The sequence below is a fragment of the Streptomyces sp. NPDC058000 genome (assembly GCF_042886435.1).
Taxonomy (GTDB): Bacteria; Actinomycetota; Actinomycetes; order Streptomycetales; family Streptomycetaceae; genus Streptomyces.
The window spans coordinates 1-24,357 of sequence record NZ_JBHVQS010000051.1; the positions used below are offsets into that span (position 1 = coordinate 1).

The 24,357-nt window shown below is 72.4% G+C and carries 17 protein-coding genes; 14 read left to right on the top strand and 3 right to left on the bottom strand.

From position 1 onward, the window contains the following. Positions 1–227: 227 nt before the first annotated feature. On the bottom strand, positions 228–848 hold the full coding sequence (locus tag ACFVT2_RS33265) for an NADAR family protein (protein WP_390024016.1): 621 nt from the start codon (positions 846–848) through the stop codon (positions 228–230). Between the two features lie 202 nt (positions 849–1,050). Here ACFVT2_RS33265 and ACFVT2_RS33270 point away from each other — a divergent pair, with 202 nt between their 5' ends. From ACFVT2_RS33270 to ACFVT2_RS33305, 8 genes are all read left to right on the top strand, one after another. After that, positions 1,051–2,568 carry a gamma-aminobutyraldehyde dehydrogenase gene (locus tag ACFVT2_RS33270; RefSeq protein ID WP_390024018.1) on the top strand — a complete coding sequence of 506 codons (1,518 nt, stop codon included), beginning with the start codon at positions 1,051–1,053 and terminating at the stop codon, positions 2,566–2,568. A gap of 123 nt (positions 2,569–2,691) precedes the next feature. Beyond that, entirely contained in the window at positions 2,692–3,957 is a 1,266-nt protein-coding gene (locus ACFVT2_RS33275; protein ID WP_390024020.1) for a spermidine/putrescine ABC transporter substrate-binding protein, read from the top strand. Between the two features lie 81 nt (positions 3,958–4,038). Continuing rightward, positions 4,039–5,220, top strand: a complete 1,182-nt coding sequence (locus ACFVT2_RS33280; RefSeq protein WP_390024022.1) for an ABC transporter ATP-binding protein — start codon at positions 4,039–4,041, stop codon at positions 5,218–5,220. Beyond that, a complete protein-coding gene (locus tag ACFVT2_RS33285) occupies positions 5,217–6,155 on the top strand; it encodes an ABC transporter permease (RefSeq protein WP_390024024.1) in 939 nt (312 codons plus the stop codon). The genes ACFVT2_RS33280 and ACFVT2_RS33285 overlap by 4 nt, the downstream gene beginning before the upstream one ends. Then, a complete protein-coding gene (locus ACFVT2_RS33290) occupies positions 6,155–7,048 on the top strand; it encodes an ABC transporter permease (RefSeq protein WP_390024025.1) in 894 nt (297 codons plus the stop codon). The genes ACFVT2_RS33285 and ACFVT2_RS33290 overlap by 1 nt, the downstream gene beginning before the upstream one ends. Positions 7,049–7,077: 29 nt before the next feature. Beyond that, positions 7,078–8,493, top strand: a complete 1,416-nt coding sequence (locus tag ACFVT2_RS33295) for an NAD(P)/FAD-dependent oxidoreductase (protein WP_390024114.1) — start codon at positions 7,078–7,080, stop codon at positions 8,491–8,493. Positions 8,494–8,682: 189 nt separating this feature from the next. Next, on the top strand, positions 8,683–9,135 hold the full coding sequence (locus tag ACFVT2_RS33300) for a hypothetical protein (RefSeq protein ID WP_390024027.1): 453 nt from the start codon (positions 8,683–8,685) through the stop codon (positions 9,133–9,135). A 141-nt stretch (positions 9,136–9,276) separates the two neighbouring features. Further along, positions 9,277–9,981, top strand: coding sequence for a DUF4232 domain-containing protein (locus ACFVT2_RS33305; protein ID WP_390024029.1), 705 nt, complete (start codon positions 9,277–9,279; stop codon positions 9,979–9,981). Between the two features lie 104 nt (positions 9,982–10,085). Here ACFVT2_RS33305 and ACFVT2_RS33310 read toward each other — a convergent pair whose 3' ends face one another. Both ACFVT2_RS33310 and gabT read right to left on the bottom strand, forming a co-directional pair. Beyond that, positions 10,086–10,796, bottom strand: coding sequence for a phosphatase PAP2 family protein (locus tag ACFVT2_RS33310; protein WP_390024031.1), 711 nt, complete (start codon positions 10,794–10,796; stop codon positions 10,086–10,088). 703 nt (positions 10,797–11,499) lie between these two features. Further along, positions 11,500–12,849 carry a 4-aminobutyrate--2-oxoglutarate transaminase gene (gene gabT / locus ACFVT2_RS33315; protein ID WP_390024033.1) on the bottom strand — a complete coding sequence of 450 codons (1,350 nt, stop codon included), beginning with the start codon at positions 12,847–12,849 and terminating at the stop codon, positions 11,500–11,502. 267 nt (positions 12,850–13,116) lie between these two features. Here gabT and ACFVT2_RS33320 point away from each other — a divergent pair, with 267 nt between their 5' ends. The 6 genes from ACFVT2_RS33320 to ACFVT2_RS33345 all read left to right on the top strand — a co-directional run bounded on the left by ACFVT2_RS33320 (position 13,117) and on the right by ACFVT2_RS33345 (position 24,310). After that, positions 13,117–15,294 carry an ATP-binding protein gene (locus ACFVT2_RS33320; protein ID WP_390024035.1) on the top strand — a complete coding sequence of 726 codons (2,178 nt, stop codon included), beginning with the start codon at positions 13,117–13,119 and terminating at the stop codon, positions 15,292–15,294. Positions 15,295–15,672: 378 nt separating this feature from the next. After that, positions 15,673–17,361 (top strand): PucR family transcriptional regulator, encoded by a 1,689-nt coding sequence (locus ACFVT2_RS33325; protein WP_390024037.1) that lies wholly within the window; start codon positions 15,673–15,675, stop codon positions 17,359–17,361. A 259-nt stretch (positions 17,362–17,620) separates the two neighbouring features. Next, positions 17,621–19,078 carry an aldehyde dehydrogenase family protein gene (locus ACFVT2_RS33330; protein ID WP_390024039.1) on the top strand — a complete coding sequence of 486 codons (1,458 nt, stop codon included), beginning with the start codon at positions 17,621–17,623 and terminating at the stop codon, positions 19,076–19,078. Between the two features lie 574 nt (positions 19,079–19,652). Then, positions 19,653–21,572, top strand: a complete 1,920-nt coding sequence (locus ACFVT2_RS33335) for an acyl-CoA dehydrogenase family protein (RefSeq protein WP_390024041.1) — start codon at positions 19,653–19,655, stop codon at positions 21,570–21,572. A 99-nt stretch (positions 21,573–21,671) separates the two neighbouring features. Beyond that, positions 21,672–23,012: a 1-deoxy-D-xylulose-5-phosphate reductoisomerase gene (gene dxr / locus ACFVT2_RS33340; RefSeq protein WP_390024043.1), complete on the top strand. Its 1,341-nt coding sequence runs from the start codon at positions 21,672–21,674 to the stop codon at positions 23,010–23,012. Continuing rightward, positions 23,009–24,310: a M50 family metallopeptidase gene (locus tag ACFVT2_RS33345; protein WP_390024045.1), complete on the top strand. Its 1,302-nt coding sequence runs from the start codon at positions 23,009–23,011 to the stop codon at positions 24,308–24,310. The genes dxr and ACFVT2_RS33345 overlap by 4 nt, the downstream gene beginning before the upstream one ends. Positions 24,311–24,357 lie beyond the last annotated feature (47 nt).

Here is a 24,357-nt window from a genome sequence, read left to right on the forward strand (position 1 = left end):
GTAAGAAGGGCGTCCAGGCTGGTAGTCACACACGAGCCAACGGGCGCCCTTCGTCATGGTCGCGGCCAGCACGAACATCGGACTCATTCATCTAGGCGTCCCCCTATGCGTCCGCCCCATAGGTGTCCCCGGGGTGTGCAGCCGACTGCCGTCCCCGGTGGAGCGGCACCACGCACTACCGCCTGCCGCACCCGTCCGTCACACCTGCCCGCCCCCGCCCCCGTTCGTCATCCCCGGTCGGCCTCGGTGTGGTCCTCCTCGGACAGTTGCTGCCGGGCCGCCATGAGGGCGAAGCCCAGGAGGTTCAGCCCGCGCCAGCGGGCCGGGGCCGCGGCGCGGTCGTCGTCGGCGGCGAGGCCGATGCCCCATATCCGGTCCAGGGGGCTGGCCTCCACCAGGACGCGGGAGCCGGTGTTCAGCAGGAACTCCCGCAGCTCCGGGTGCTGACCGAATTTGTGCCGGCTGCCCTCGACGACCAGGTCGAAGCGGTGCTGCCGCCAGACCTCCTCGGTGAAGCCGCGGACCGTCCGCCCGGCGTCCTTGGCCTGCTTGGGGTGCGAGGCGGCGATCGCCCGCCGCTCCGCTTCCGCGTCACCGAAGAGCCGGGCCTTGCCGGCCATCATCCAGTGCTCGGCGGTGGCGTACCGGACGCCGTCGACGGTGAAGGGCGCGAGCCACCACTGGCTGAAACAGCTCGCCCCGACGCCGCCGTCGCGGGGTGGACGATGGCCCCAGAAGTGGACGTACTTGACCCGCCGGCCGGTGGCGGTGAGTTCGATCAGCTCCTCGACCGAGCGGGGCCCGTCCGCGGGGCGACCGGTGCTGGTCGTCGGGGTGTTGTGCATCATGCCGGGATTCTGTCAGCGGGCACTGACAACGTGTCGGGGTTTTACGCCACCGAATTCGCAGAATTCGTTGCGTAACCAAAAGGCAACAACGGAATCACTTGTTGGTCGCCTTCAGCTCTGTCAGGATCGGCCATCGATTCCGGAAATAGCTACGCCTGGCAGTGCCGCTGAGCGGCCCCGGCGCCCGGCGGAGGAGAGCACCATGGACCAGCGATTCGAAGTGACCGAGCGATTCGCCGAAGGGGCGCAATTCATCGCCGGGAGTCTGCGGAGCGGCACCTCCGGCCGTACTCAGGACGTCGTCGACCCGGCCACCGGTGAGACCGTCCTGCGGTACGAACTCGCAGGTACCGGTGACGTGGACGCCGCGGTGGCGGCCGCCGCGCAGGCCCTTCCGGGCTGGGCGCGGGCCACGCCCGGCGAGCGGTCCGACACCCTGCACCGCTTCGCGGCGGCGCTCGCCGAGGACGCCGAAGACCTCGCCGCCGCCGAATCCCTGAACTGTGGAAAGCCAATCAAGCTCAGCAAAGAGTTCGACGTTCCGGGCACCATCGACAACGCCGCGTTCTTCGCCGGCGCCGCCCGCCATCTGGAGGGCAAGGCGGCCGGGGAATACAGCGGCGACCACACCTCCGTGATCCGCCGCGAACCGGTCGGCGTGGTCGGTTCCATCGCGCCCTGGAACTATCCGCTCCAGATGGCCGCCTGGAAGGTCCTGCCGGCCATCGCCGCGGGCAACACCATCGTCCTGAAGCCCGCCGAGATCACCCCGCTGACCTCGTTGCTGTTCGCGCAGGCCGCGCAGCGCGCCGGGCTCCCGGACGGCGTCCTCAACATCGTCTCCGGCGCCGGCCGGGACGCCGGTGAGCGCCTGGTCGGCCACCCCGACGTCGCCATGACCTCCTTCACCGGCTCCACCGCCGTCGGCAAGCGGGTCGCCGAGATCGCGACCGGGACCGTCAAGCGGCTCCACCTGGAACTCGGCGGCAAGGCCCCGTTCGTGGTCTTCGACGACGCCGACCTGGAAGCCGCCGTGCACGGTGCGGTCGCCGGCGCCCTGATCAACACCGGCCAGGACTGCACCGCCGCCACCCGCGCCTACGTCCAGCGGCCGCTCTACGACGCGTTCGTCAGCGGCGTGGCGGACCTGATGGCGACCGTACGGCCGGGCGACCCGTTCGACCCGGACACCGACCTCGGACCGCTCATCTCGCACACCCAGCGGGACCGGGTGGCCGGTTTCGTCGAGCGGGCCCGGGGCTACGCCACCGTCGTCACCGGCGGCGAGGCACCCCAGGGGGAGCTGGCCAAGGGGGCGTACTACCGGCCGACGCTGATCACCGGGGCCGCACAGGACAGCGAGATCGTCCAGTCCGAGATCTTCGGTCCGGTGCTGGTCGTGCTGCCCTTCGACAGCGACGACGAGGGCCTCGCGCTCGCCAACGACACCCCCTACGGGCTGGCCGCGTCCGCCTGGAGCCGGGACGTCTACCGCACCGGCCGGGCCACCCGCGAGATCAAGGCCGGCTGCGTCTGGGTCAACGACCACATCCCGATCATCAGCGAGATGCCGCACGGCGGCGCCAAGGCGTCCGGCTTCGGCAAGGACATGTCGGCGTACTCCTTCGAGGAGTACACGCAGGTCAAGCACGTCATGTATGACATCACCGGGGTGGCCAGGAAGGACTGGCACCGGACGATCTTCGGGGACCGGGCCTGACCCCGTCCGACGGGACGCCCCGGCCGCCTGCGCCGCACCGCCCGCGGCCGGGGCAGCGCAGGGCAGCGCACCACCGCCACACCGGCCGCACGCCGGGCACACCCCCTGGAAAGGCCACCGCGCATGGAGCACCACGAGCAGCCCGGCCCCCCGGCCCCCCTGGTCCCGCTGTCCGCGGACGAGGTCACCGCCATGCGCCGCAGCCTCACCACCGGGCGGCTCGCCATGACCCGCCGCTCGCTGCTGCGCGCCGGTGGTGCCCTGGCGGCCGCGGTCGGCGGTACCGCGGCCCTGTCGGCCTGCGGGATCGCCCCCGCCGGCCGCACCGACGCCGCGCTGACCGCGGACCGCTCCGGGTCGGAGAAGCGCCTGAACTTCTCCAACTGGACCGCGTACATGGACGTCAGCGACGACGGCAGGCGCCACCCCACGCTGGACGCCTTCCAGCGGCGCACCGGCATCGCCGTGACGTACACCGAGGACATCAACGACAACGACGAGTTCTTCGGCAAGATCCAGGCACAGCTCGCAGGCGGGCAGGACACCGGCCGCGACCTGATCGTGCTCACCGACTGGATGTGCGCCCGGATGATCTCCCTCGGCTGGATCCAGCCGCTCGACGCGGACCGCCTGCCGCACGCCCGGGCCAACCTGTCGGCACAGTTCCGCAACCCCGCCTGGGACCCGGGCCGCAAGCACTCCTACGTCTGGCAGGGCATCCCCGCGCTCATCGCGTACAACGTCAAGGCCACCGGCGGCCGGACCGTCGACTCGATCAGCCAGCTGCTGGAGGACCCGCGGCTCAAGGGGCGGGTCGGCTTCCTGTCCGAGATGCGCGACACCGTCGGGCTGACCCTGCTCGACATGGGCAAAAGGCCCGAGGACGTCACCGCCGACGACTACGACGCCGCGCTCGCCCGGCTCCAGAAGGGCGTCGACACCCAGCAGATCCGCCGCTTCACCGGCAACGACTACACAGGCGACCTGGACAAGGGCGACCTCGCCGCGTGCGTCGCCTGGGCCGGCGACATCGTCCAACTACAGAGCGACAACCCCGACATCCGCTACGCCGTCCCCAAGGCCGGCTACATGACGTCCACCGACAACCTGATGGTGCCCAGCAAAGCCCGCCACAAGGGGAACGCCGAACGGCTCATCGACTACTTCTACGAGCCGAAGGTCGCGGCCCGGCTCGCCGCGTACATCAACTACGCCTGCCCCGTCGACGGGGTACGCGAGGAACTCGCCAGGATCGACCGGAAGTTGGCGGAGAACCCGCTGATCCTGCCGGACCAGGAGATGGTCGCCCGGTCCCACTCCTTCCGCGCACTGACCCCCCAGGAGAACCGGGTGTTCAACCGCAAGTTCTCCGACCTCACCGGCGCCTGAGCCGGCCTTCCGACGGCGTCCGGCCGCACACCGGACCCGCCCGAGCCGTTCTGCCCCCTTCCGACCCACGGGACGACCCATATGACCACTACCGCGACCCCCCAGAGCAGCGGCGGCGACGTCCGCCTGCACCGGATCAGCAAAACGTACGGCTCCTTCACCGCCGTCCACCCGCTCGACCTCACCATTCCCGCCGGGTCCTTCTTCGCCCTGCTGGGCGCCTCCGGCTGCGGCAAGACCACCACCCTGCGCATGATCGCCGGCCTGGAGGAGCCCACCACCGGGACGGTCGCGCTCTCCGGCCAGGACGTCACCGCCCTGCCGCCCTACAAGCGCCAGGTCAACACGGTCTTCCAGAACTACGCGCTCTTCCCGCACCTGGACGTCTACGAGAACGTCGCCTTCGGCCTGCGCCGTCGCGGCATCAAGTCCGTCAAGAAGCAGGTCGAGGAGATGCTCGACCTGGTCCAGCTCGGCCCGATGGCGCGCCGCAAGCCGCAGCAGCTCTCCGGCGGCCAGCAGCAGCGGGTCGCGGTCGCCCGGGCACTGATCAACCACCCCGAGGTGCTGCTGCTGGACGAGCCGCTGGGCGCCCTCGACCTCAAGCTGCGCCGCCAGATGCAGCTGGAGCTCAAGCGCATCCAGACCGAGGTCGGCATCACCTTCGTGCACGTCACCCACGACCAGGAGGAGGCCATGACGATGGCCGACACCGTGGCCGTGATGAACGGCGGCCGGGTCGAACAGCTCGGCGCTCCCGCCGAGTTGTACGAGAACCCCGCCACCACCTTCGTCGCCAACTTCCTGGGCACCTCCAACCTCATCGCGGCCGAGGTCACCGAGGCGGGCGGCCCGGAACTCGTCCTGACGGTCGGCGGCGCCACGCTCCGGCTGCCCACCAGCCGATGTAGCACCCCGGCCCGCAAGGGCGGGCAGGTGCTGGTCGGCTTCCGCCCCGAGAAGGTCGCCCTGGCGCACGCCGACGACGCCGGGTCGGTCCCCGAGGGCCACAACCGGATGGCCGGCCGCGTCAAGATCGCCAGCTTCATCGGCGTCTCCACCCAGTACGTCGTCGACGTCCCCGGCATCGGCGAGATCTCCGTCTACGAGCAGAACATCGGGCGGGACGGCCGTCTGGTCCCCGGCGCGGACATCGTCCTGCACTGGGAGCCGGAGCACACGTTCGGCCTCGACGCGGCGCAGTCCCTGCTCGCCGGCACAGTGGACGACGCCGGCGCGGACCTCGACGAGGAGGCCGCGTGACCGCCACCGAAGCCCCCGCACCACCGGAGGCGCAGGCCGACGACGACGCACCGCCGCTACGGAAGACCCCGACCCGCAAGCGGCTGGTCCCCTACTGGCTGCTGCTCCCCGGCATCCTCTGGCTGATCGTCTTCTTCGCCGCCCCGCTCGTCTACCAGGCGTCGACCTCCCTCCAGACCGGCTCCCTCGAAGAGGGCTTCAAGGTCACCTGGCACCTCGCCACCTACTGGGACGCGCTGGCCGAATACTGGTCGCAGTTCGTGCGCTCGGTCGGCTACGCGGCGGTCGCCACCGCGCTCTGCCTGCTGCTCGGCTACCCGTTGGCGTACCTGATCGCCTTCAAGGCCGGCCGGTGGCGGAACATCGTGATGATCCTGGTCATCGCCCCGTTCTTCACCAGCTTCCTGATCCGCACCCTGGCCTGGAAGACGATCCTGGCCGACGGCGGCCCGGTGGTCGGCGCGCTCAACGCACTGCACCTCCTGGACGTCACCAGCGCCCTGGGCATCACCGAAGGGCACCGGGTGCTGGCCACCCCGCTGGCCGTGGTCTGCGGTCTGACCTACAACTTCCTGCCGTTCATGGTCCTGCCGCTGTACACCTCGCTGGAGCGGATCGACCCGCGGCTGCACGAGGCCGCCGGCGACCTCTACGCCCGCCCGGCCACCACCTTCCGCCGGGTCACCTTCCCACTGTCCATGCCCGGCGTCGTCGCCGGCACCCTGCTGACCTTCATCCCGGCCGCCGGCGACTACATCAACGCCGAACTGCTGGGCTCCACCGACCAGAAGATGATCGGCAACGTCATCCAGTCGCAGTTCCTGCGGGTCCTGGACTACCCGACCGCCGCCGCGCTCTCCTTCATCCTCATGGCGGCCATCCTCGCCATGGTCACGATCTACATCCGCAAGTCCGGGACGGAGGATCTGGTCTGATGGCGGCAACCGACACCCCCGCGAAGGACCCGGCCGCAACCACGGCCCCGGCCGGTGCGCCGGCCCCCCGGCGCACCTCCGGCAAGCCACTGCGCTGGCTGCGCCGCAACCTCGTCACCCTGGCAGGACTGGCCACGCTGGCCTACCTGATCCTGCCGAACATCGTGGTGATGGTCTTCTCCTTCAACAAGCCCAACGGGCGCTTCAACTACCAGTGGACGCGGTTCTCCACCGACGCCTGGACCGATCCGTGCGGCGTCGCCGACATGTGCGGCTCGCTCGGGCTGAGCCTGGAGATAGCGGTCTGGGCCACCGTGGGCGCCACCGTCCTCGGCACCATGATCGCGTTCGCGCTGGCCCGCTACCGCTTCCGGGCCCGCGCGGCCGTCAACACCCTGATCTTCCTGCCGATGGCGATGCCCGAGGTCGTCATGGCCGCCTCCCTGGCCACCCTCTTCCTCAACATGGGCATCCAGTTCGGCTTCTGGACGATCCTGATCGCGCACATCATGTTCTGCCTGAGCTTCGTCGTCACCGCCGTCAAGGCCCGGGTGATGAGCATGGACCCGCGGCTGGAACAGGCCGCCCAGGACCTCTACGCCTCCCCGGCGCAGACCTTCCTGCGGGTGACGCTGCCGATCGCCGCGCCCGGCATCGCGGCCGGCGCCCTGCTGTCCTTCGCGCTCTCCTTCGACGACTTCATCATCACCAACTTCAACGCCGGCTCCACCGTGACCTTCCCCATGTTCGTCTGGGGATCGGCACAGCGGGGCACACCCGTTCAAATCAATGTCATCGGTACGGCGATGTTCCTGGTCGCCGTCCTGTGCGTGCTTGCCGGCCAACTGGCCGGGTCTCGACGCAAGCACAGCAACCGCAGCAAGCGCAGCTAGAGGAGCTGAGAACCATGGCACGAGCTGCCATGCCCAAGACATCCGGGGCCTCCCCCGTCCACGCGCTGGCCGACGCCGCCCTCACGCCGTACTGGCTGGAGGACCCGGCCCGGCCGGCCGCCGAACCGGCACTCGTCGGCGACGACCACTGCGACCTGCTGGTCGTCGGCGGGGGGTACTCCGGACTGTGGACCGCGCTGATCGCCAAGGAGCGCGACCCGCAACGCGATGTCGTCCTCATCGAGGGCCAGGAGATCGGCTGGGCCGCCTCCGGTCGCAACGGCGGCTTCTGCGCCGCCTCACTCACCCACGGCCTGGGCAACGGACTGTCCCGTTGGCCCGGCGAACTCACCAAGCTGGAGGAGCTGGGCGCCCGCAACCTCGACGCCATCGAGGACGCGGTCGCCCGCTACGCCCTCGACTGCGACTTCGAGCGCACCGGCGAGATCGACGTCGCCACCGCCCCGCACCAGGTCGCCGAGCTCCGCGAGATGGCCGACGAGGCCGAGCAACTGGGCCTGGCCGGCCAGGAGTTCCTCGACCGGGACGCGGTGCGCGCCGAGGTCGACTCGCCCACCTTCCTCGCCGGCCTGTGGGACCGCACCGGCGTCGCCATGGTGCACCCGGCCAAGCTCGCCTGGGGCCTGAAGCGGGCCTGCCGCTCCCTGGGCGTCCGCATCTACGAGCACACCCCCGGCACCGAGCTGTCCTCGCGCGGCGCGGGCATCGCGGTCCGCACCCCGTACGGCCGGGTCTTCGCCCAGCATGCGGCGCTGGCCACCAACGCCTTCCCGTCGCTGGTCAAGCGGGTCCGCCCGTTCGTCGCGCCGGTCTACGACTACGCCCTGATGACGGAGCCGCTCAGCGCCGAGCAGCTCGCCGCCATCGGCTGGAAGAACCGGCCGGGCCTGAGCGACAGCGCCAACCACTTCCACTACTTCCGCATCACCGCCGACAACCGCATCCTGTGGGGCGGCTACGACATCATCTACCGCTACGGCGGCGGCGTCCGGGCCGAGTACGACCACCACCCGGACACCTACCGCAAGCTCGCCCAGCACTTCTTCACCTGCTTCCCGCAGTTGGAGGGCCTCCGCTTCACCCACACCTGGGGCGGCGCGATCGACACCTGCTCCCGTTTCTCGGCGTTCTTCGGCACCGCCCACGGCGGCCGGGCGGCGTACGCGCTCGGCTACACCGGGCTCGGCGTCGGCGCCACCCGCTTCGGCGCGGAGGTGATGCTGGACCTGCTGTCGGGGGAGCGCACCGAGCGGACCGAACTGGAGATGGTGCGGAGCAAGCCGCTGCCGTTCCCACCGGAGCCGGTGCGTTCGCTGGGCATCGGCATCACCCAGTGGTCGATGACCCGTGCCGACGAGAACGGCGGCCGGCGCAATCTGTGGCTCAAGGCCATGGACAAGGTCGGTCTGGGCTTCGACAGCTGACCGGCTGATCCTTCCGACGCCCGTCCGGGGCGGGTGGCCCGCGCGGCCGCCCGCCCCTCGCGCGTCCCCGGACGCCGCGCCCGCTGTGCGGAAAATCCTCCGCCGACCCGCGTAAGGATCACCCGGTACTCCCTTCTCCCCTGGGGAACACGGCCCGCCCGGGCCGGAAAAAAAGGGGGAGGGGAAGTAATGACCACCACGGGGGCGAACGCCGCAGTGGACTGGCTGGTGTCTGCCGCACCGGAACCCGACGCCTGCCGCCGCGCATGGGAGCACGATCCGCTCGGGGTGGCGCTGTTGGAGGCCGGCCGGTGCTGGGACGTCCTGATCGTCAAGGGCGCCCTCGGCCGCCCGGCGCTGGAGGTGCTGGCCCGCGGCCGGGAGCGCCCCGGGCCGGTCCTGTCCGACTTCCGGGAGACCCGCACCGGCTTCTTCGTCCCGCCCGGGACCACCGCCCGCTGGCTGGGCACCGGCGTCCGCGCCGCCGGCCCCGGCACCTGGATCGTGGTGCCCTATCCCGGCCGGGCGACCGGCGGCGTCCGCTGGCTGGTTCCGCCGGACGGCTCCGGGACGCTCACCGACCCGGTCGCGCTGGAGTTGGCGCTGCATGCGGCGGTGGCGGCCCCCGACCGGGGGCGGTGAGCACGCCGGCCCGAACCCGATGGTCCGGACCCGCACGGTGTTAGTCAGGCATTAGTGGATCATTAACTGTCCATGACAGATTCATGCTCGCGAACGGACGGCCGAACGACCGAACGCGCACCTGACTACGAGGGGGACACCTTGTCGCACCGCAGCACGCTCCGCCGGGGCCGCAGCGCCGCCGTCGCCGGCCTGATCGCCGCTTCCGCGCTCGGCCTCACCGCCTGCAACGGCGGTTCCGCCGGTGCCGCCGGCGCCGGCCCGGCCAACAGCGCCACCGCCGGCGCCCCGGCCGCCGGCCCCCAGGGCTCCGGCGGCTCCGCCGGCGGTTCGGGCGGCGGCTCCACGGGTGGTTCGGGCGGCGCCGCCACCGCGTCCTCGCACGCCGGCCAGAAGGGTCAGGCCGGCGACCGGCTCGGCCGCTGCACCACCGACGGGCTGCAGGCCGGCTGGGGTTCGGAGGGCGGCGGCGTGCCGGACATGAAGAGCGACCAGCAGCAGACCGCCGCGGTGTGGCTGAAGAACATCAGCGGCACTCCCTGCACCATCTCCGGCTTCCCGGGCGTCCAGATCAAGGGCACCGACGGCACCACCTGGGACCTGCGCCGCTCGGCGAAGAAGCCGGAGCCGAAGGTGCTGAAGCCGAACGCGCACACCTCGTTCACCATCACCCTGCTGCCCACCACCCGCGCGGACGACAAGAAGGTCGAGCCCGGCCAGGTGCTGATCACCCCGCCGAACGAGAAGAAGCACTTCCAGCTCCAGTGGCCCTTCGGCGGCGCCATCCTGGACCAGTCCGGCGCCACCCGCCCCGGCACCTTCGTCAACCCCATCAACGTGCCGTAACTGCCCTTGCAGGGCATTGAACTGACGTAACGTCAGGTAACTTTCGTAGGGCGTAGGGCGTTGGGTCGCGGCCAGGGCATGGTCGGCCAGCCCCAGCCCCAGCCTTAGTCCCCGCGCCCGGACCGCGTTCGGTGGCCGCCGGCCGGCCCGCCCCACCGGTCGCACACCAGGCACCACAGTGGCAGCAGCACCCCCGCCAGGCACCAGCCACCGAGCACGTCCAACGGCCAGTGGTACCCCTGCCGCACCAGCCCCAGCCCGACCCCCGCATTGAGCAGTCCGGTCCCCGCCGCGACCGCCCACGTGCCGGGGGCCGCGGCCGTTTTCCGGCCGCTCGGCCGCTGCACCGTCCGGCCACCCCTGCGCGCCGCGTACGCCCGGGTCAGCAGCAGCGCCACCAATCCGTACGCGACGGCCGCCGTCGCCCCGTGGCCCGACGGATAGAACCCCTCGTGCGACCCGGCCATCCGGGGCGGCCCCGGCCGGTCCAGCCAGACCTTGAACGGGACGACGAGCGCCGGCACGGCGGCCAGGGCCCCCAACGCGGCGACCGACGGCAACCACGCCCGACCCGGTGCGCCCGGCGCACCCCGCACCCCTCGCCGCAGCCGCCACACCGCCCACCCCGCAGCCACCAGCAACACCGGCAGCGCCACCGCCGTATTGCCGAGATCGGCGAAGAACTGGGCGACCGGTCCGGGAACGGCGCTCGCCGCCACTCCGCGGCCCAGCCGCTCGTCGAGCCCGCGCACCGCGCCGCGGGCCGCCACCTGCCAGGTGACCAGCCCGAAGAGCAGCGCACTGCACAGCGCCACGAGCCCGCACCACCGAGCCGACCGCACACGACCGTAACGAGGGGAATCAGAGGAGCCAGAGGGGCTAGGAGAGCCACCAGCGCCCCCGGCGCTATCGGCATCACGCGCACCAGACAACCGGCCGACGCGCCACCGCCCCATCAGACGAAACACTCTCAACACCCCCAACGCCCTTGGCAGCCCCAACTTCCCACGCGCCGCAAACACGTGAAACGCATCAAACACAGCAAACGCCGCAAAATAAAAAAATGCGGCCGCTCCGGAACAGGGGGGGGTAGTTCCGGAGCGGCCGCGAGGACCGGTGTCCCGCACGCCCCGGGGGGTCTGGGGCGTGCGGACATCCGATCGGTGAGGATTCCCGAGGACCCCTGTACCAGGGGTCCCGGTGGTGTGCGCGAGGGCACGGCCAGGTCGAAGCTGGGGAAGCGCCGACCGGGCATCACCCGCAGTCCCCTGCGGGCGAGGTGTTTCTCTCATCTGCAGAAACCGTACGGCACCGGAAGTGCGCGCCGTAAGCCGCATCACGCGCCCGCCATTGCCCCCGCACATCTTCTTCACGCGCCCCCTGCACTCCCGTTGGCCGCCGCCCCGACCCCGCTGTGACGGTGACGTCGAACGGGGCGCGGCCCGGGACACGGCCCGTACCGTGCCCCGGGCCGCGCCCGGAAGGTCCCGCTCGGAGGCGTCTGTGCGACGCGACCGCTCAGAGCGCGCCGAACGCCGCCTCAAGGATGTCCAGACCCTCGTTCAGCAGGTCCTCGCCGATGACCAGCGGCGGCAGGAAGCGCAGCACGTTGCCGAACGTGCCGGTCGTCAGCACCAGCAGGCCCTCCTGGTGGCACGCCTTGGCGAGCGCCCCGGTGACCTCCGGGTTCGGGTCCTTGGAACCGGACTTGACCAGCTCGATCGCGATCATCGCGCCGCGGCCGCGGACCTCGCCGATGATGTCGAACTTCTCCTGCATCGCGGTGAGGCGGCCCTTCATGACCTCCTCGATGCGCTTGGCCTTCGCGTTCAGGTCCAGCTCGCGCATGGTCTCGATCGAGCCGAGCGCGGCGGCACAGGCCACCGGGTTACCGCCGTAGGTGCCGCCCAGGCCGCCCGCGTGCGCGGCGTCCATGATCTCGGCGCGGCCGGTGACGGCCGCCAGCGGCAGACCGCCCGCGATGCCCTTGGCGGTCGTGATGAGGTCCGGGACGACGCCCTCGTCCTCACACGCGAACCACTGACCGGTACGGCAGAAGCCGGACTGGATCTCGTCGGCGACGAAGACGATGCCGTTTTCCTTCGCGAAGTTCGCGACGGCCGGGAGGAAGCCCTTGGCCGGCTCGATGAAGCCGCCCTCGCCGAGCACCGGCTCGATGATGATCGCCGCGACGTTCTCCGCGCCGATCTGCTTGGTGATCTGCGTGATGACCTGGTCGGCGGCCTCCTGCGCGCAGTTCTCCGGGCCGGTCAGCCAGCGGTAGGGGTAGGCCAGCGGCACGCGGTAGACCTCGGGCGCGAACGGGCCGAAGCCGTGCTTGTACGGCATGTTCTTCGCGGTCAGCGCCATCGTCAGGTTCGTCCGGCCGTGGTAGCCGTGGTCGAACACGACGACCGCCTGGCGCTTGGTGTACGCACGCGCGATCTTGACGGCGTTCTCCACCGCCTCGGCACCCGAGTTGAACAGCGCCGACTTCTTCGCGTGGTCGCCCGGCGTCAGCTCGGCCAGCTGCTCACAGACCTCGACGTACGTCTCGTACGGCGTGACCATGGCACAGGTGTGGGTGAAGTCCGCGAGCTGCGCGACGGCCCGGCGGACCACGGCCTCCGCGCTGTTGCCGACCGAGGTCACCGCGATACCGGAGCCGAAGTCGATCAGGGAGTTGCCGTCCACGTCCTCCAGGACACCGCCGCCCGCGCGCTTGACGAAGACGGGCAGCACCGCGCCGACGCCGGCGGCCACGGTCTCCTGCTTGCGGGCCCACAGCTCCTGGGACTTGGGGCCGGGGATCGCGGTGACGACGCGACGCTCCTGGGGGAGGGCGGGGCCTCCGGACAGTTCGGTCATGGCAGTCTCCTGGGGGTGGAACACGGACGTACAGAGGTACGTGCAGAGGTCTTGTTCTCGCAGGTTAGGGGCGCTGGGCCAGGTCTGGCATGTTCCGTTCGGGAGAAGTGTGCGTGTTGCGTTGTCCGCACCGGACATAGCCACGGGGCGCGGCCAGTAAATTGAGCGGCGGCACGCCCGGCGAGGGCGCGCCAGCGCGGGCATGACAACGGCAGGCCGGCGAACCGACGCGGCAGGCCACGTCTCAAGGGGGACAAGGGGCACCGGATGGACACCGAGGGCACGCAGGACGCACAGCACACCGCCGCACCCCCGCCGCCCGGGGAACGGCGCCCCGACCCCCCGGCGGTGCCGCGCCCGGCCGCACCGCACACCCCGCCGCGGCCCACCGCGCCGCCGGCCATGCCCGCCACCCCACCTCCCGCCGCAAGCGCCGCCGGGGCGCCGCCGGCCCTGCTGGGCTGGCTGCGCGCGCCACGGCCGGCCGCGGCGCCGGGGATCTGGACGTACGGGCACCGACCGCGAGCGGAGAAGGAGCCGGAACGCGTCCCCCTGCGGCAGCTGATCAGCGGAGCGGTGATCTCGTTCCTGTGCGGGTGGTTGCTGTGGTCCCTGTTGTGGAACGGGTATCTCGGCTCCTACTGGAGTTGGCCGCTGCTGCTGCTCACCCCGGACTCCTGGCGGGCGGCCGGCGGCGACAAGTTGGCCTTCGTCTGGGCGTCCTACATTTACGACGGGCTGGTGCTGGTCCTCATTGCCGTCATCTTCGGCCGCCTCGGTCGCTGGCCCGAGCTGATCCGCCGGTTCGTCACGCCCCTGCGCCGCCACCTCCGCGACCGCGCCCCCGCCGCCAAGCCCGCCCCGGCCACCGACCCGGCGCAGTGGCCCGAACTCCGTGCCTACGGCGCCCCGGACGCCGCCGACCGGCTCGCTGCCGAGGCCCGCACGGGCGCGATGAACGACGTCGACGTGGCGCGCATCGGGCGTGCCTGGCGTTCGGTGCGGGCCGGCCGGAACTCCCTGGCCTCCTTCACCGACACCGTCCTGCGGCACGGCGCCGCCGCCTGCGCCCACCCCTCCGGGCAGCGCGACCTGGCCGGCCGCACCGCCCAGCACGACCTGCTCGCCCATCAGGTCCGGATCGGCACCGCCGCCGACCACCCGCGCAATCCGTACCAGCACCGCGGTAGTGGCTGTGCGTTGGAGCCCAGGGTGCTGGGCACCTCGCTACTGGCCGTCGGGCCCGCCGGGAGCGGTAAGACCACCCGGCTCGTCCGCCCGGTGGTGGAGGCGATGTGCCTGCAGGCGCTGGCCGGGCAGTGCGCGGTCGTCGCCGTCGGCCCGGCCGGTTCCGCCCTCGGGCCCGACGACGCGTTCGACGTGGTGGTGCAGATCGGCCGTCCCGACCCGGAGTGTGACCTCGACCTCTACGGGGGCACCACCGACCCCGACGAGGCGGCCGGCATCCTGGCCGAGGCCCTGGTCGGTGACCTCGCCGAGCAGCTTCCCGGCGGCGACAGCCGGCGCGCGGCGACTGCCCTGGCCCAGTTGCTCGGCCCGTTCCGCGCCGCCCACGACCGGTTCCCGACCGTGCCCGAGCTGCGTGAGCTGCTGGACGGTGTGCCGCAGGCGGTGGCCGCACTGCGCACCGCCCTGGAAGCGGCCGGCGGTCACACCCTGCTGCGCGAACTTGACGCCCGCGCCCGTCAGTCGGAGCGCCCCGGCGATGTCGCCCTCCTCCTCGCGGACCGTATCGCGCTCCTCGACCGCCCCGCCTTCGCCGGCTTCTTCGATCCGACGGGGGCCACCCGGCAGGTCTCGCTGCGCGCCCTGGACCACCCCCTCCGGGTCCGCATCGAGCTTCCCGAACGCGGTCACGCCGAGGCGTCCCGGATCCTCGCCCGGCTGGTCCTGGCGCAGTTCACGGAGTGCGCGGTGGCCCGTGCCGACCGCTCGCTGTTCGCCTGCCTGGTCCTCGACGAGGCCGCGCACACCGTCACCGCGGAGGCGTTGCGCGGTCTCCAGCGCCTCCGCTCGGCCAATGCGGGGGCGGTGCTGACGCTGCGCTCGCTGGACGACGTCCCCGAAGCGCTGCGCAGTGCGCTGCTCGGCTCGGTCGGTTGCCGGATGGCGTTTGCCGGCGTCACGCCCTGGGACGGGGCGCCGTTCGCCGAGGTGTGGGGCAAGGAATGGGTGGAGACCCGTGATGTGACGGACCGTCAGATCATTGCGCACGGTGCCGGGATGAAGGCGTTCCACCTCGTCCGCCAGTTGGTCACCGGCAAGGCCGCGACCTCGAAGGCCATCACCGTCCGCACCGTCGAACGCGAACGCTGGTCCGCCTCCGACCTCGCGAATGCGCTGCCGGCCGGCCACGCGGTGCTGTCGGTGACCACGGTCGCGGGTGAGCACGCCCCACCCGTCCTCATCGACCTCCGCCCCTGATGCCCGGCTCCTGATGCCCTGCCTCTGACGTCCCGCGCTCTGGCGTCCCGCACCACCGCCGCGGCCGTGATCGGTCCAGGCGGGGGTGCGGGGGGTGGGGGAGAAGGAGGCGAGAGACGTCATCGGCGGACCGCCCGGCGGTGCCGGCCGGGTGGCGACGCGGCCCGGATCCGGCTCCCGCCCCGAATGCCCCCGCCCGGGAGTGTCCCCGAAACCCTCCGTTGAGGCAGAATCGACACCAGCCGTTCATACAGGGCGGCGCACATGCCAGCCGTTCATACGGGCGGCGCAGGTGATCGGCGGGAGTCGGCGGGGGCCGGCAGGGTGACTCGGCCGTCGGTCGCGGTCGTGCCGTCCGCCGGAGCCATCGAAGGTCTCATGCCGCACACCCTCGCCTCCCTGGTCAACCACACCGCGCTCAAGCTGACCGTGCTCGCGGGCGAGGACCGGCTGGACGTCCCGGTGCGGTGGGCGCACGCCAGCGAGCTGATCGACCCGGTGCCCTATATGGAGGGCGGCGAGCTGCTGCTGATCACCGCGCTCAAGCTGGATGCGGAGGACCCCGAGACCGCGGACCGTTACGTGCGGCGGGTCGCCGAGGCCGGCGTGGTCGGGCTGGGGTTCGCGGTCGGGGTGAATTACGAAGAGGTGCCCGAGGCGCTGGTCGACGCGGCCCGGCGGCAGCACCTGCCGCTGCTGGGGGTGCCGCGCCGGACGCCGTTCATCGCGATCAGCAAGGCGGTGTCGGCGGCCGTGGCGGCCGACCAGTACCGCGCGGTGACCGCCGGCTTCGAGGCGCAGCGCGAGCTGACCCGGGCGGCGCTCGGCGCCGAGGGGCCGGCCGAGCTGCTGGCCCGGCTCGCGGCGCACCTGGACGGCTGGGCGGCGCTCTACGACGCCTCGGGAGCGGTGGTGGCGGCCGCCCCCGAGTGGGCGGCGCGGCGGGCGGCCCGGCTCGCCGAGGACGTGGCGCGGCTACGGGAGCGGCCGGCGCCGGCCAGTTCCGTCGTCAGCGACACCGACGGCGACGACCGGGTGGAGCTCCAGTCGCTGGGCACCGGGCGGCGGGCCCGCGGGGTGCTCGCCGTGGGGACCGGTGCGCCGCTCGGCACCGCCGAGCGGTACGCGGTGCACTCCGCGGTCGCGCTGCTGACCCTGACCACCGAGCGGTCCCGGGCGCTCCAGGACGCCGAGCAGCGACTGGGCGCCGCGGTCCTGAAGATGCTGCTGGCCGGCGAACCGGACCACGCCCGGGCGGTGGCCGGGCGGCTCTACGGAGGGCTGTTGGACGCCCCGTTCCGGATGCTGGTGGCCGAGCCGGTGCCCGCCGACGACCAGGCGTCCTCCCCCAAGCCCTCCGCTTCGTTCGAACAGGGACGTCCCCCGTCGCCGTCGGGCGCCGCCATCGCGCCCGTCCTGGACGCGCTCGCCGACGCCATGGAGTCCGCCGCCGCCCGTACCGGCGAGGCGGTGCTCGCCGTACCGGACGTCGGCCGGCTGATCGTGCTGGTCGCGGACGGCGGGGCGGCCGCGGACGCCGGCGCCGCGTTCGCCGCCGCGACCGAGGCCCGCCTCGGCACCCAGGCCCGTCCGCGCGGCCGGAACGGCCGGGCCGGCGCCGGCCGGGAGGGCGAGGGGCTGGCCGTCGGCCTCTCCGCACCCACCGGCCCGATGGCCGCCGCCAACGCCTACCGCCAGGCCGAACAGGCGCTCTCCGTCGCCCGCCGCCGCGGCCGCGCCCTGGTGGAGCACGAGGACGTGGCGGCCGGCTCGGTCCTGCCGCTGCTCGCGGACGACGCGGTACGGGCGTTCGCCGACGGGCTGCTGCGGGCGTTGCGCGAGCACGACGCGACCGGGCGCGGCGACCTGGTGGCCTCCCTGCGCGCCTGGCTGGCCCGACACGGCCAGTGGGACGCGGCCGCCGCCGACCTGGGCGTTCACCGCCACACCCTGCGCTACCGGATGCGGCGGGTGGAGGAGATCCTGGGCCGCTCGCTGGACGATGCGGACGTCCGGATGGAGCTGTGGCTGGCGTTGAAGGCGACGTCGGCGCAGGTGGGGGAGTAGGGCGGGCGGAGCACCCGGGCCGGGCGGGTCCCGGGCGGGCCGGGTTCGGGGCGCGGACCGGGGACCGTGGCCCGGGCCCCGGGGCGGCAGGAGCAGTCCCGTGGACTCCACCGCGGAGAGGCGACCTGGTGGATTACGCCGCTTCGGACAAGCGCCAGGAGGCCGTCGCACCCCTACGGTGGGCTCCAGAGTCCGACGCCAAGCCGCTCCCAGAGCTGCGCGTGCACCACCCACCATCACTGAAGGGCCGGGATCCACTGTGCCGAACACTGCTGCAGCCCCCACTGCCTTCTGGCTCGCCGGCCGTGAGGCCACCGGCGAGACCACCTTCGATGTCACCTCCCCCTGGGACGGACGTGTCGTCGGCACGGTGAGCGTTCCCACCGAGGCCCAGGTCGAGGAGGCCGTCGCCGCCTCCGTCGCGGTCCAGGACGAACTGGCCGTGACCCCCGCCCACGTGCGGGCCGCCGCCCTGGACCACGTGGTGCGCGGGCTGGTGGAGCGCACCGAGGAGATCGCCCAGCTGATCTCCGCGGAGAACGGCAAGCCCATCAAGTGGGCCCGCGGCGAGGTCGGCCGCGCCATCTCCGTGTTCCGCTTCGCGGCCGAGGAGGCCCGCCGCTTCAACGGCGGCGAGGCGCAGCGCCTGGACACCGACGCGGGCGGCGCCGGCCGGCTCGCGCTGACCCGCCGCTTCCCGCGCGGCACGGTCCTGGGCATCGCGCCGTTCAACTTCCCGCTGAACCTCTGCGCCCACAAGATCGCCCCAGCCATCGCCGCCGGCGTCCCGATCATCCTCAAGCCGGCCCCGGCCACCCCGCTCTCCGGCCTGATCATCGGTGAGCTGCTGGCCGGCACCGACCTGCCCGCCGGCTCCTGGTCGATCCTCCCGGTCCCCAACGACCGCATGGAGGCGCTGGTCCAGGACGAGCGGCTGCCGGTCATCTCCTTCACCGGCTCCGACACGGTCGGCTACGCCATCCTCGACTCGGTGCCGCGCAAGCACTGCACCCTGGAGCTGGGCGGCAACGGCGCGGCCGTCGTCCTGCCCGACTGGTCCTCCGAGCAGGACCTGGACTGGGCGGCGCAGCGCATCGCCACCTTCTCCAACTACCAGGGCGGCCAGTCCTGCATCTCGGTGCAGCGGGTCATCGCCGACGCCTCGGTCTACGACCGGCTGGTGCCGAAGGTGGTCGCGGCCGTCGAGGCCCAGGTCACCGGCGACCCGACGGACCCGGCCACCGAGGTCGGCCCGCTGGTCAGCGAGGCCGCCGCCCAGCGCGTGGAGTCCTGGGTGAACGACGCCGTCGAGCGCGGCGCCAAGCTCCTCGCCGGCGGCAAGCGCGACGGCGCCTCCTACGCGCCGACCGTGCTGGAGGACGTGCCGGCCGGCGCGACCCTCGCCACCGAAGAGGTCTTCGGCCCGGTGCTCACCCTCCAGAAGGTCGACGGGGTTGACGCGGCGTTCGCAGCCGTCAACGACTCCAAGTTCGGCCTCCAGGCCGGCGTGTTCACGCACGACGCCAAGACCGCCTTCCGCGCCCACCGCGCGCTGGAGGTCGGCGGCGTGGTCGTCGGCGACGTGCCGTCCTACCGCGCCGACCAGATGCCCTACGGCGGCGTCAAGCAGTCCGGCGTCGGTCGCGAGGGCGTCCGCTACGCCATGGACGACTACACCTACGAGCGGGTCCTGGTCCTCACCGGACTGGACCTGTAGGCCCCGGGAAATCCCGGAACCGGGTGGGCCGGGCTCGTCGGCCCACCCCGCACCCCCTCCGGTCCGGCCTGGCTCGGTGGACAGCGACGGCCATCCCTTGGGCCGTACCGCCCGTCAGGCCCCGGCCGGCGCACCCCCCGGCGCCGGCCCCCTCCGCGCGGCGCGCTCCGGCACCCTGTTTCCGGAGCGCGCCGCGTCCCCCTTTTTCCGGCACTGCCCCCCGCCAGGCCGGACTTCCGACGCTACGGCCCCGTTCCGCCCCGGTTCCTCCTGACCGAGGCGGATACGGGGCCGTGCCGTAAGGGGGGAAGGCCGCCCCGCGTGTACAACCAGCGCGGTATGCGGCACCCCCCAAGGGCCGGTACGGCGCCGTCCGTAGCCCGTCGTACGGCCACCGGATCCCGGCGCGGTGGTGCCGTCGGGGCCGCTCGCCCCACCGGTGTCGGGGACCCGCCCGCGGGCTCCGCTCCGCTGGTGCAACCCGCGCGGATCGGGTACTTGTCACAAGTAGCACTGTCCGGCGGCCGACCGGCCCGCCGGCGGAACTCCCGATCCGCGGCGAGGTGAGCTCCTGATGACCGCTCCGTCCATCCGCAACGTTTCCGAGCGCGAAGCCCGCCGGGTCGCCGAGGCGGCCCGTGAGCAGGACTGGCACAAGCCCAGCTTCGCCAAGGAGCTGTTCCTGGGGCGCTTCCGGCTCGACCTCATCCATCCGCACCCCACCCCCGCGGTGGACGACGTCCGGCGCGGGGAGAAGTTCCTCGCCACGCTGCGGGAGTTCTGCGAGACGCAGGTCGACGGTGCCCGGATCGAACGGGAGGGCCGGATCCCGGACGAGACCGTCCGCGGGCTCAAGGAACTGGGCGCCCTCGGCATGAAGATCGACCCGAAGTACGGCGGCCTCGGACTCACCCAGGTCTACTACAACCGCGCCCTCGCCCTGGTCGGCTCGGCCAGCCCGGCGATCGGCGCGCTGCTCTCCGCGCATCAGTCGATCGGCGTACCGCAGCCGCTGAAGCTCTTCGGCACCCAGGAGCAGAAGGAGACGTTCCTGCCGCGGCTGGCCCGTACGGACATCTCGGCGTTCCTGCTCACCGAGCCCGACGTGGGCTCCGACCCGGCCCGGCTGGCGACCGCCGCGGTCCCCGACGGCGACAGCTACGTCCTCGACGGCGTGAAGCTGTGGACCACCAACGGCGTGGTCGCCGACCTGCTGGTGGTGATGGCCCGGGTGCCGGCCTCCGAGGGCCACAAGGGCGGCATCACCGCCTTCGTCGTCGAGGCCGACTCGCCCGGCATCACCGTCGAGAACCGCAACGCCTTCATGGGCCTGCGCGGCCTGGAGAACGGCGTCACCCGCTTCCACGACGTGCGGGTGCCGGCCGCCAACCGCATCGGCCCCGAGGGCGCCGGCCTGAAGATCGCCCTGACCACGCTCAACACCGGCCGGCTCTCGCTGCCCGCGATGTGCGCCGGCACCGGCAAGTGGTGCCTGAAGATCGCCCGCGAGTGGTCCGGCGCCCGCGAGCAGTGGGGCCGCCCGATCGCCAAGCACGAGGCGGTCGGCGCCAAGATCTCCTTCATCGCCGCGACCACCTTCGCCCTGGAGGCGGTCGTCGACCTCGCGTCCCAGATGGCCGACGAGAACCGCAACGACATCCGCATCGAGGCCGCCCTCGCCAAGCTCTACGGCTCCGAGATGGGCTGGCGGATGGCCGACGAACTGGTCCAGATCCGCGGCGGTCGCGGCTTCGAGACCGCCGACTCGCTCGCCGCCCGCGGCGAACGCGCGGTACCCGCCGAACAGATGCTGCGGGACATGCGGATCAACCGGATCTTCGAGGGCTCCACGGAGATCATGCACCTGCTGATCGCCCGCGAGGCGGTGGACGCCCACCTGTCGGTCGCCGGCGACCTGATCGACCCCGACAAGACCCTGGCCGACAAGGGCAGGGCGGCCGCCAAGGCCGGCGGCTTCTACGCCCGCTGGCTGCCCAAGCTCGTCGCCGGCCCCGGCCAACTCCCGCGCACCTACCAGGAGTTCGGCGAACTCGCGGGCCACCTGCGGTACGTCGAGCGGACCTCGCGCAAGCTCGCCCGGTCCACGTTCTACGCGATGTCCCGCTGGCAGGGAAAGATGGAGACCAAGCAGGGCTTCCTCGGCCGGATCGTCGACATCGGCGCGGAACTGTTCGCGATGAGCGCGGCCTGCGTCCGGGCCGAGCACCTGCGGCTCACCGGCGACCACGGCCAGGAGGCGCACCAGCTCGCCGACGCCTTCTGCCGGCAGGCCCGGATCCGCGTCGAGGAACTGTTCCACCGGCTGTGGACCAACACCGACGAACTGGACCGCAAGGTCGTCTCCGGGGTCCTCGGCGGCCGCTACACCTGGCTGGAAGAGGGCATCGTCGACCCCAGCGGGGACGGCGCCTGGATCGCCGACGCCACCCCCGGCCGGAGCACCAAGGACAACGCCCGCCGCCCCTACCGGTAAACCCCGGCCGCCTCGTACGGACGGCCCACGCGTCGCCCGTACGGGGTGCGGGCGCCCTCGGTGGCCGGGGCACCGCACCGACCGGCCACAATGGACCACATGACGGACAGCCTCGCCCACCCGCACCTGCGCTTCGAGCCGGCCACCGGTGACTCTGCCGCCGGCGACCCGGCAAGCCCCCGGGAGATCGTGATCCTCGGTTCGACCGGTTCGATCGGCACCCAGGCCATCGACATCGTGTTGCGCAACCCCGGCCGCTTCCGGGTCACCGCGCTCGCCGCGTCCGGCGGCCGGGTCGAGCTGCTCGCCGAGCAGGCGCACCAGCTGAGGGTCACCGCGGTGGCGGTGGCGCGCGAGGACACGGTGCCCGCGCTCCGCGAGGCGCTGGCCGCGCACTACGGCGCGGGCGAGCCGCTGCCGGAGATCCTGGCCGGCCCCGACGCGGCCACCGAGCTCGCCGCCGGCGGCCCATCGGGGTGCCACACCGTCCTCAACGGCATCACCGGCTCCATCGGCCTCGCCCCCACCCTCGCCGCCCTGAAGGCCGGCCGGGTGCTGGCCCTGGCCAACAAGGAGTCGCTGATCGTCGGCGGCCCCCTGGTCAAGGCCGTCGCCAAGCCCGGCCAGATCATCCCCGTCGACTCCGAGCACTCCGCGCTCTTCCAGGCGCTGACCGGCGGCACCCGCGCCGAGGTCCGCAAGCTGGTGGTCACCGCCTCCGGCGGCCCGTTCCGCGGCCGCACCCGGCGCGAGCTGGCCGGCGTCACCCCCGAGCAGGCGCTGGCCCACCCCACCTGGTCCATGGGCCCGGTCGTCACCATCAACTCCGCGACCCTGGTCAACAAGGGCCTGGAGGTCATCGAGGCGCACCTGCTCTTCGACGTCCCCTTCGACCGCATCGAGGTCGCCGTCCACCCGCAGTCCTACGTCCACTCGATGGTGGAATTCACCGACGGCTCCACCCTCGCCCAGGCCAGCCCGCCCGACATGCGGATGCCGATCGCGCTGGGCCTCGGCTGGCCCGAGCGGGTCCCCGACGCGGCGCCCGGCATCGACTGGAGGACCGCCCAGACCTGGGAGTTCTTCCCGCTCGACCAGGACGCCTTCCCGTCCGTGCCGCTGGCCTGCCGGGTCGGCGAACTGGGCGGCACCGCCCCGGCCGTCTTCAACGCCGCGAACGAGGAGTGCGTGGCGGCGTTCCTCACCGGCGGGCTGCCGTTCACAGGGATTGTGGATACGGTCGCCGCAGTGGTCGACGAAGGGCTGGCATCCGGAGTGGTGAAGAAGCAGAGCCAGGACGGAGCCCGCCCCGGCAGCACGCCCGGCGACGGAACCTCCCTGACCGTTGCGGACGTCCTGCAGGCCGAGACCTGGGCGCGCGCCCGCGCCCGCGAACTGGCCGCCGCGGCGGCACGCACCCCCTCGGAGGCTCGCGCATGACGACCTGGATGACCATTCTCGGCATAGTCGTCTTCGTTGTCGGCCTGCTGTTCTCCATCGCCTGGCACGAGCTCGGCCACCTCACCACGGCCAAGATGTTCGGCATCCGCGTGCCGCAGTACATGGTGGGCTTCGGGCCGACGATCTTCTCCCGGAAGAAGGGCGACACCGAGTACGGCGTCAAGGCGATCCCGCTGGGCGGCTACATCCGGATGATCGGCATGTTCCCGCCCGGCGACGACGGGAAGCTCCAGGCCCGCTCCACCTCGCCGTTCCGCGGCATGATCGAGGACGCCCGCTCGGCGGCCTTCGAGGAGCTCCAGCCCGGCGACGAGCACCGGCTGTTCTACACGCGCAAGCCCTGGAAGCGCGTGATCGTGATGTTCGCCGGGCCGTTCATGAACCTGGTCCTGGCCGTGGTGATCTTCATGAGCGTGCTGATGGGCTTCGGCATCAACACCCAGACCACCCAGGTCAGCTCGGTCTCCGACTGTGTCATCGCGGCCTCCGCGCAGACCGACAAGTGCTCGGCCGGTGCCAAGGACTCCCCGGCCAAGGCCGCCGGCCTGCGCGCCGGCGACAGGATCGTCTCCTTCAACGGCCGGGCCGTCCCCGACTGGGGCACCCTCCAGGACCAGATCCGCAGGACCACCGGGCCGGCCACGCTCGTCGTCGAGCGGCACGGCGCCCGGCAGACGCTGCACGCCGACCTCATCGAGAACAGGGTCGCCAAGACCGACGGCCACGGCGGCTACGTCCCCGGCCAGTTCGTCACCGCCGGATTCCTCGGCTTCACCCCGGCCAGCGGCATCGTCCAGCAGTCCTTCGGCCAGTCCGTCGACCGCATGGGCAACATGGTCCAGCAGGGCGCCGCGTCGCTGATAAACCTCCCCGGCAAGATCCCGGACCTGTGGAACGCGGCCTTCAACGGCGCCGAGCGCAAGCAGGACTCCCCGATGGGCGTGGTCGGCGCGGCCCGGGTCGGCGGCGAGGTCTTCTCCCTGCACATCCCGCCGGAGCAGCGGGTGGCGACCATGCTCTTCCTGGTCGCCGGCTTCAACCTCTCGCTGTTCCTGTTCAACATGCTGCCGCTGCTGCCGCTGGACGGCGGCCATATCGCCGGCGCTCTGTGGGAGTCGCTGCGGCGCGCCTTCGCCAAGGTCGTCCGGCGCCCCGACCCCGGCCCCTTCGACGTGGCCAAGCTCATGCCGATCGCCTACGTCGTCGCCGGGATCTTCGTCTGCTTCACCCTGCTGGTGCTGGTCGCCGACGTGGTGAACCCGGTGAAGCTGACATAAGCCGCGAAAACCCCGGCCGGGCACGCCGCGACCGTATGGGCGTGCCC

What these genes read in the sequence shown, in the direction of transcription:
- ACFVT2_RS33265 (WP_390024016.1), bottom strand. Translation starts at nt 848, where the DNA reads ATGATGCACAACACCCCGACGACCAGCACCGGTCGCCCCGCGGACGGG.
- ACFVT2_RS33270 (WP_390024018.1), top strand. Translation starts at nt 1,051, where the DNA reads ATGGACCAGCGATTCGAAGTGACCGAGCGATTCGCCGAAGGGGCGCAA.
- ACFVT2_RS33275 (WP_390024020.1), top strand. Translation starts at nt 2,692, where the DNA reads ATGGAGCACCACGAGCAGCCCGGCCCCCCGGCCCCCCTGGTCCCGCTG.
- ACFVT2_RS33280 (WP_390024022.1), top strand. Translation starts at nt 4,039, where the DNA reads ATGACCACTACCGCGACCCCCCAGAGCAGCGGCGGCGACGTCCGCCTG.
- ACFVT2_RS33290 (WP_390024025.1), top strand. Translation starts at nt 6,155, where the DNA reads ATGGCGGCAACCGACACCCCCGCGAAGGACCCGGCCGCAACCACGGCC.
- ACFVT2_RS33295 (WP_390024114.1), top strand. Translation starts at nt 7,078, where the DNA reads ATGCCCAAGACATCCGGGGCCTCCCCCGTCCACGCGCTGGCCGACGCC.
- ACFVT2_RS33300 (WP_390024027.1), top strand. Translation starts at nt 8,683, where the DNA reads ATGACCACCACGGGGGCGAACGCCGCAGTGGACTGGCTGGTGTCTGCC.
- gabT (WP_390024033.1), bottom strand. Translation starts at nt 12,849, where the DNA reads ATGACCGAACTGTCCGGAGGCCCCGCCCTCCCCCAGGAGCGTCGCGTC.
- ACFVT2_RS33320 (WP_390024035.1), top strand. Translation starts at nt 13,117, where the DNA reads ATGGACACCGAGGGCACGCAGGACGCACAGCACACCGCCGCACCCCCG.
- ACFVT2_RS33325 (WP_390024037.1), top strand. Translation starts at nt 15,673, where the DNA reads ATGCCGCACACCCTCGCCTCCCTGGTCAACCACACCGCGCTCAAGCTG.
- ACFVT2_RS33335 (WP_390024041.1), top strand. Translation starts at nt 19,653, where the DNA reads ATGACCGCTCCGTCCATCCGCAACGTTTCCGAGCGCGAAGCCCGCCGG.
- dxr (WP_390024043.1), top strand. Translation starts at nt 21,672, where the DNA reads ATGACGGACAGCCTCGCCCACCCGCACCTGCGCTTCGAGCCGGCCACC.
- ACFVT2_RS33345 (WP_390024045.1), top strand. Translation starts at nt 23,009, where the DNA reads ATGACGACCTGGATGACCATTCTCGGCATAGTCGTCTTCGTTGTCGGC.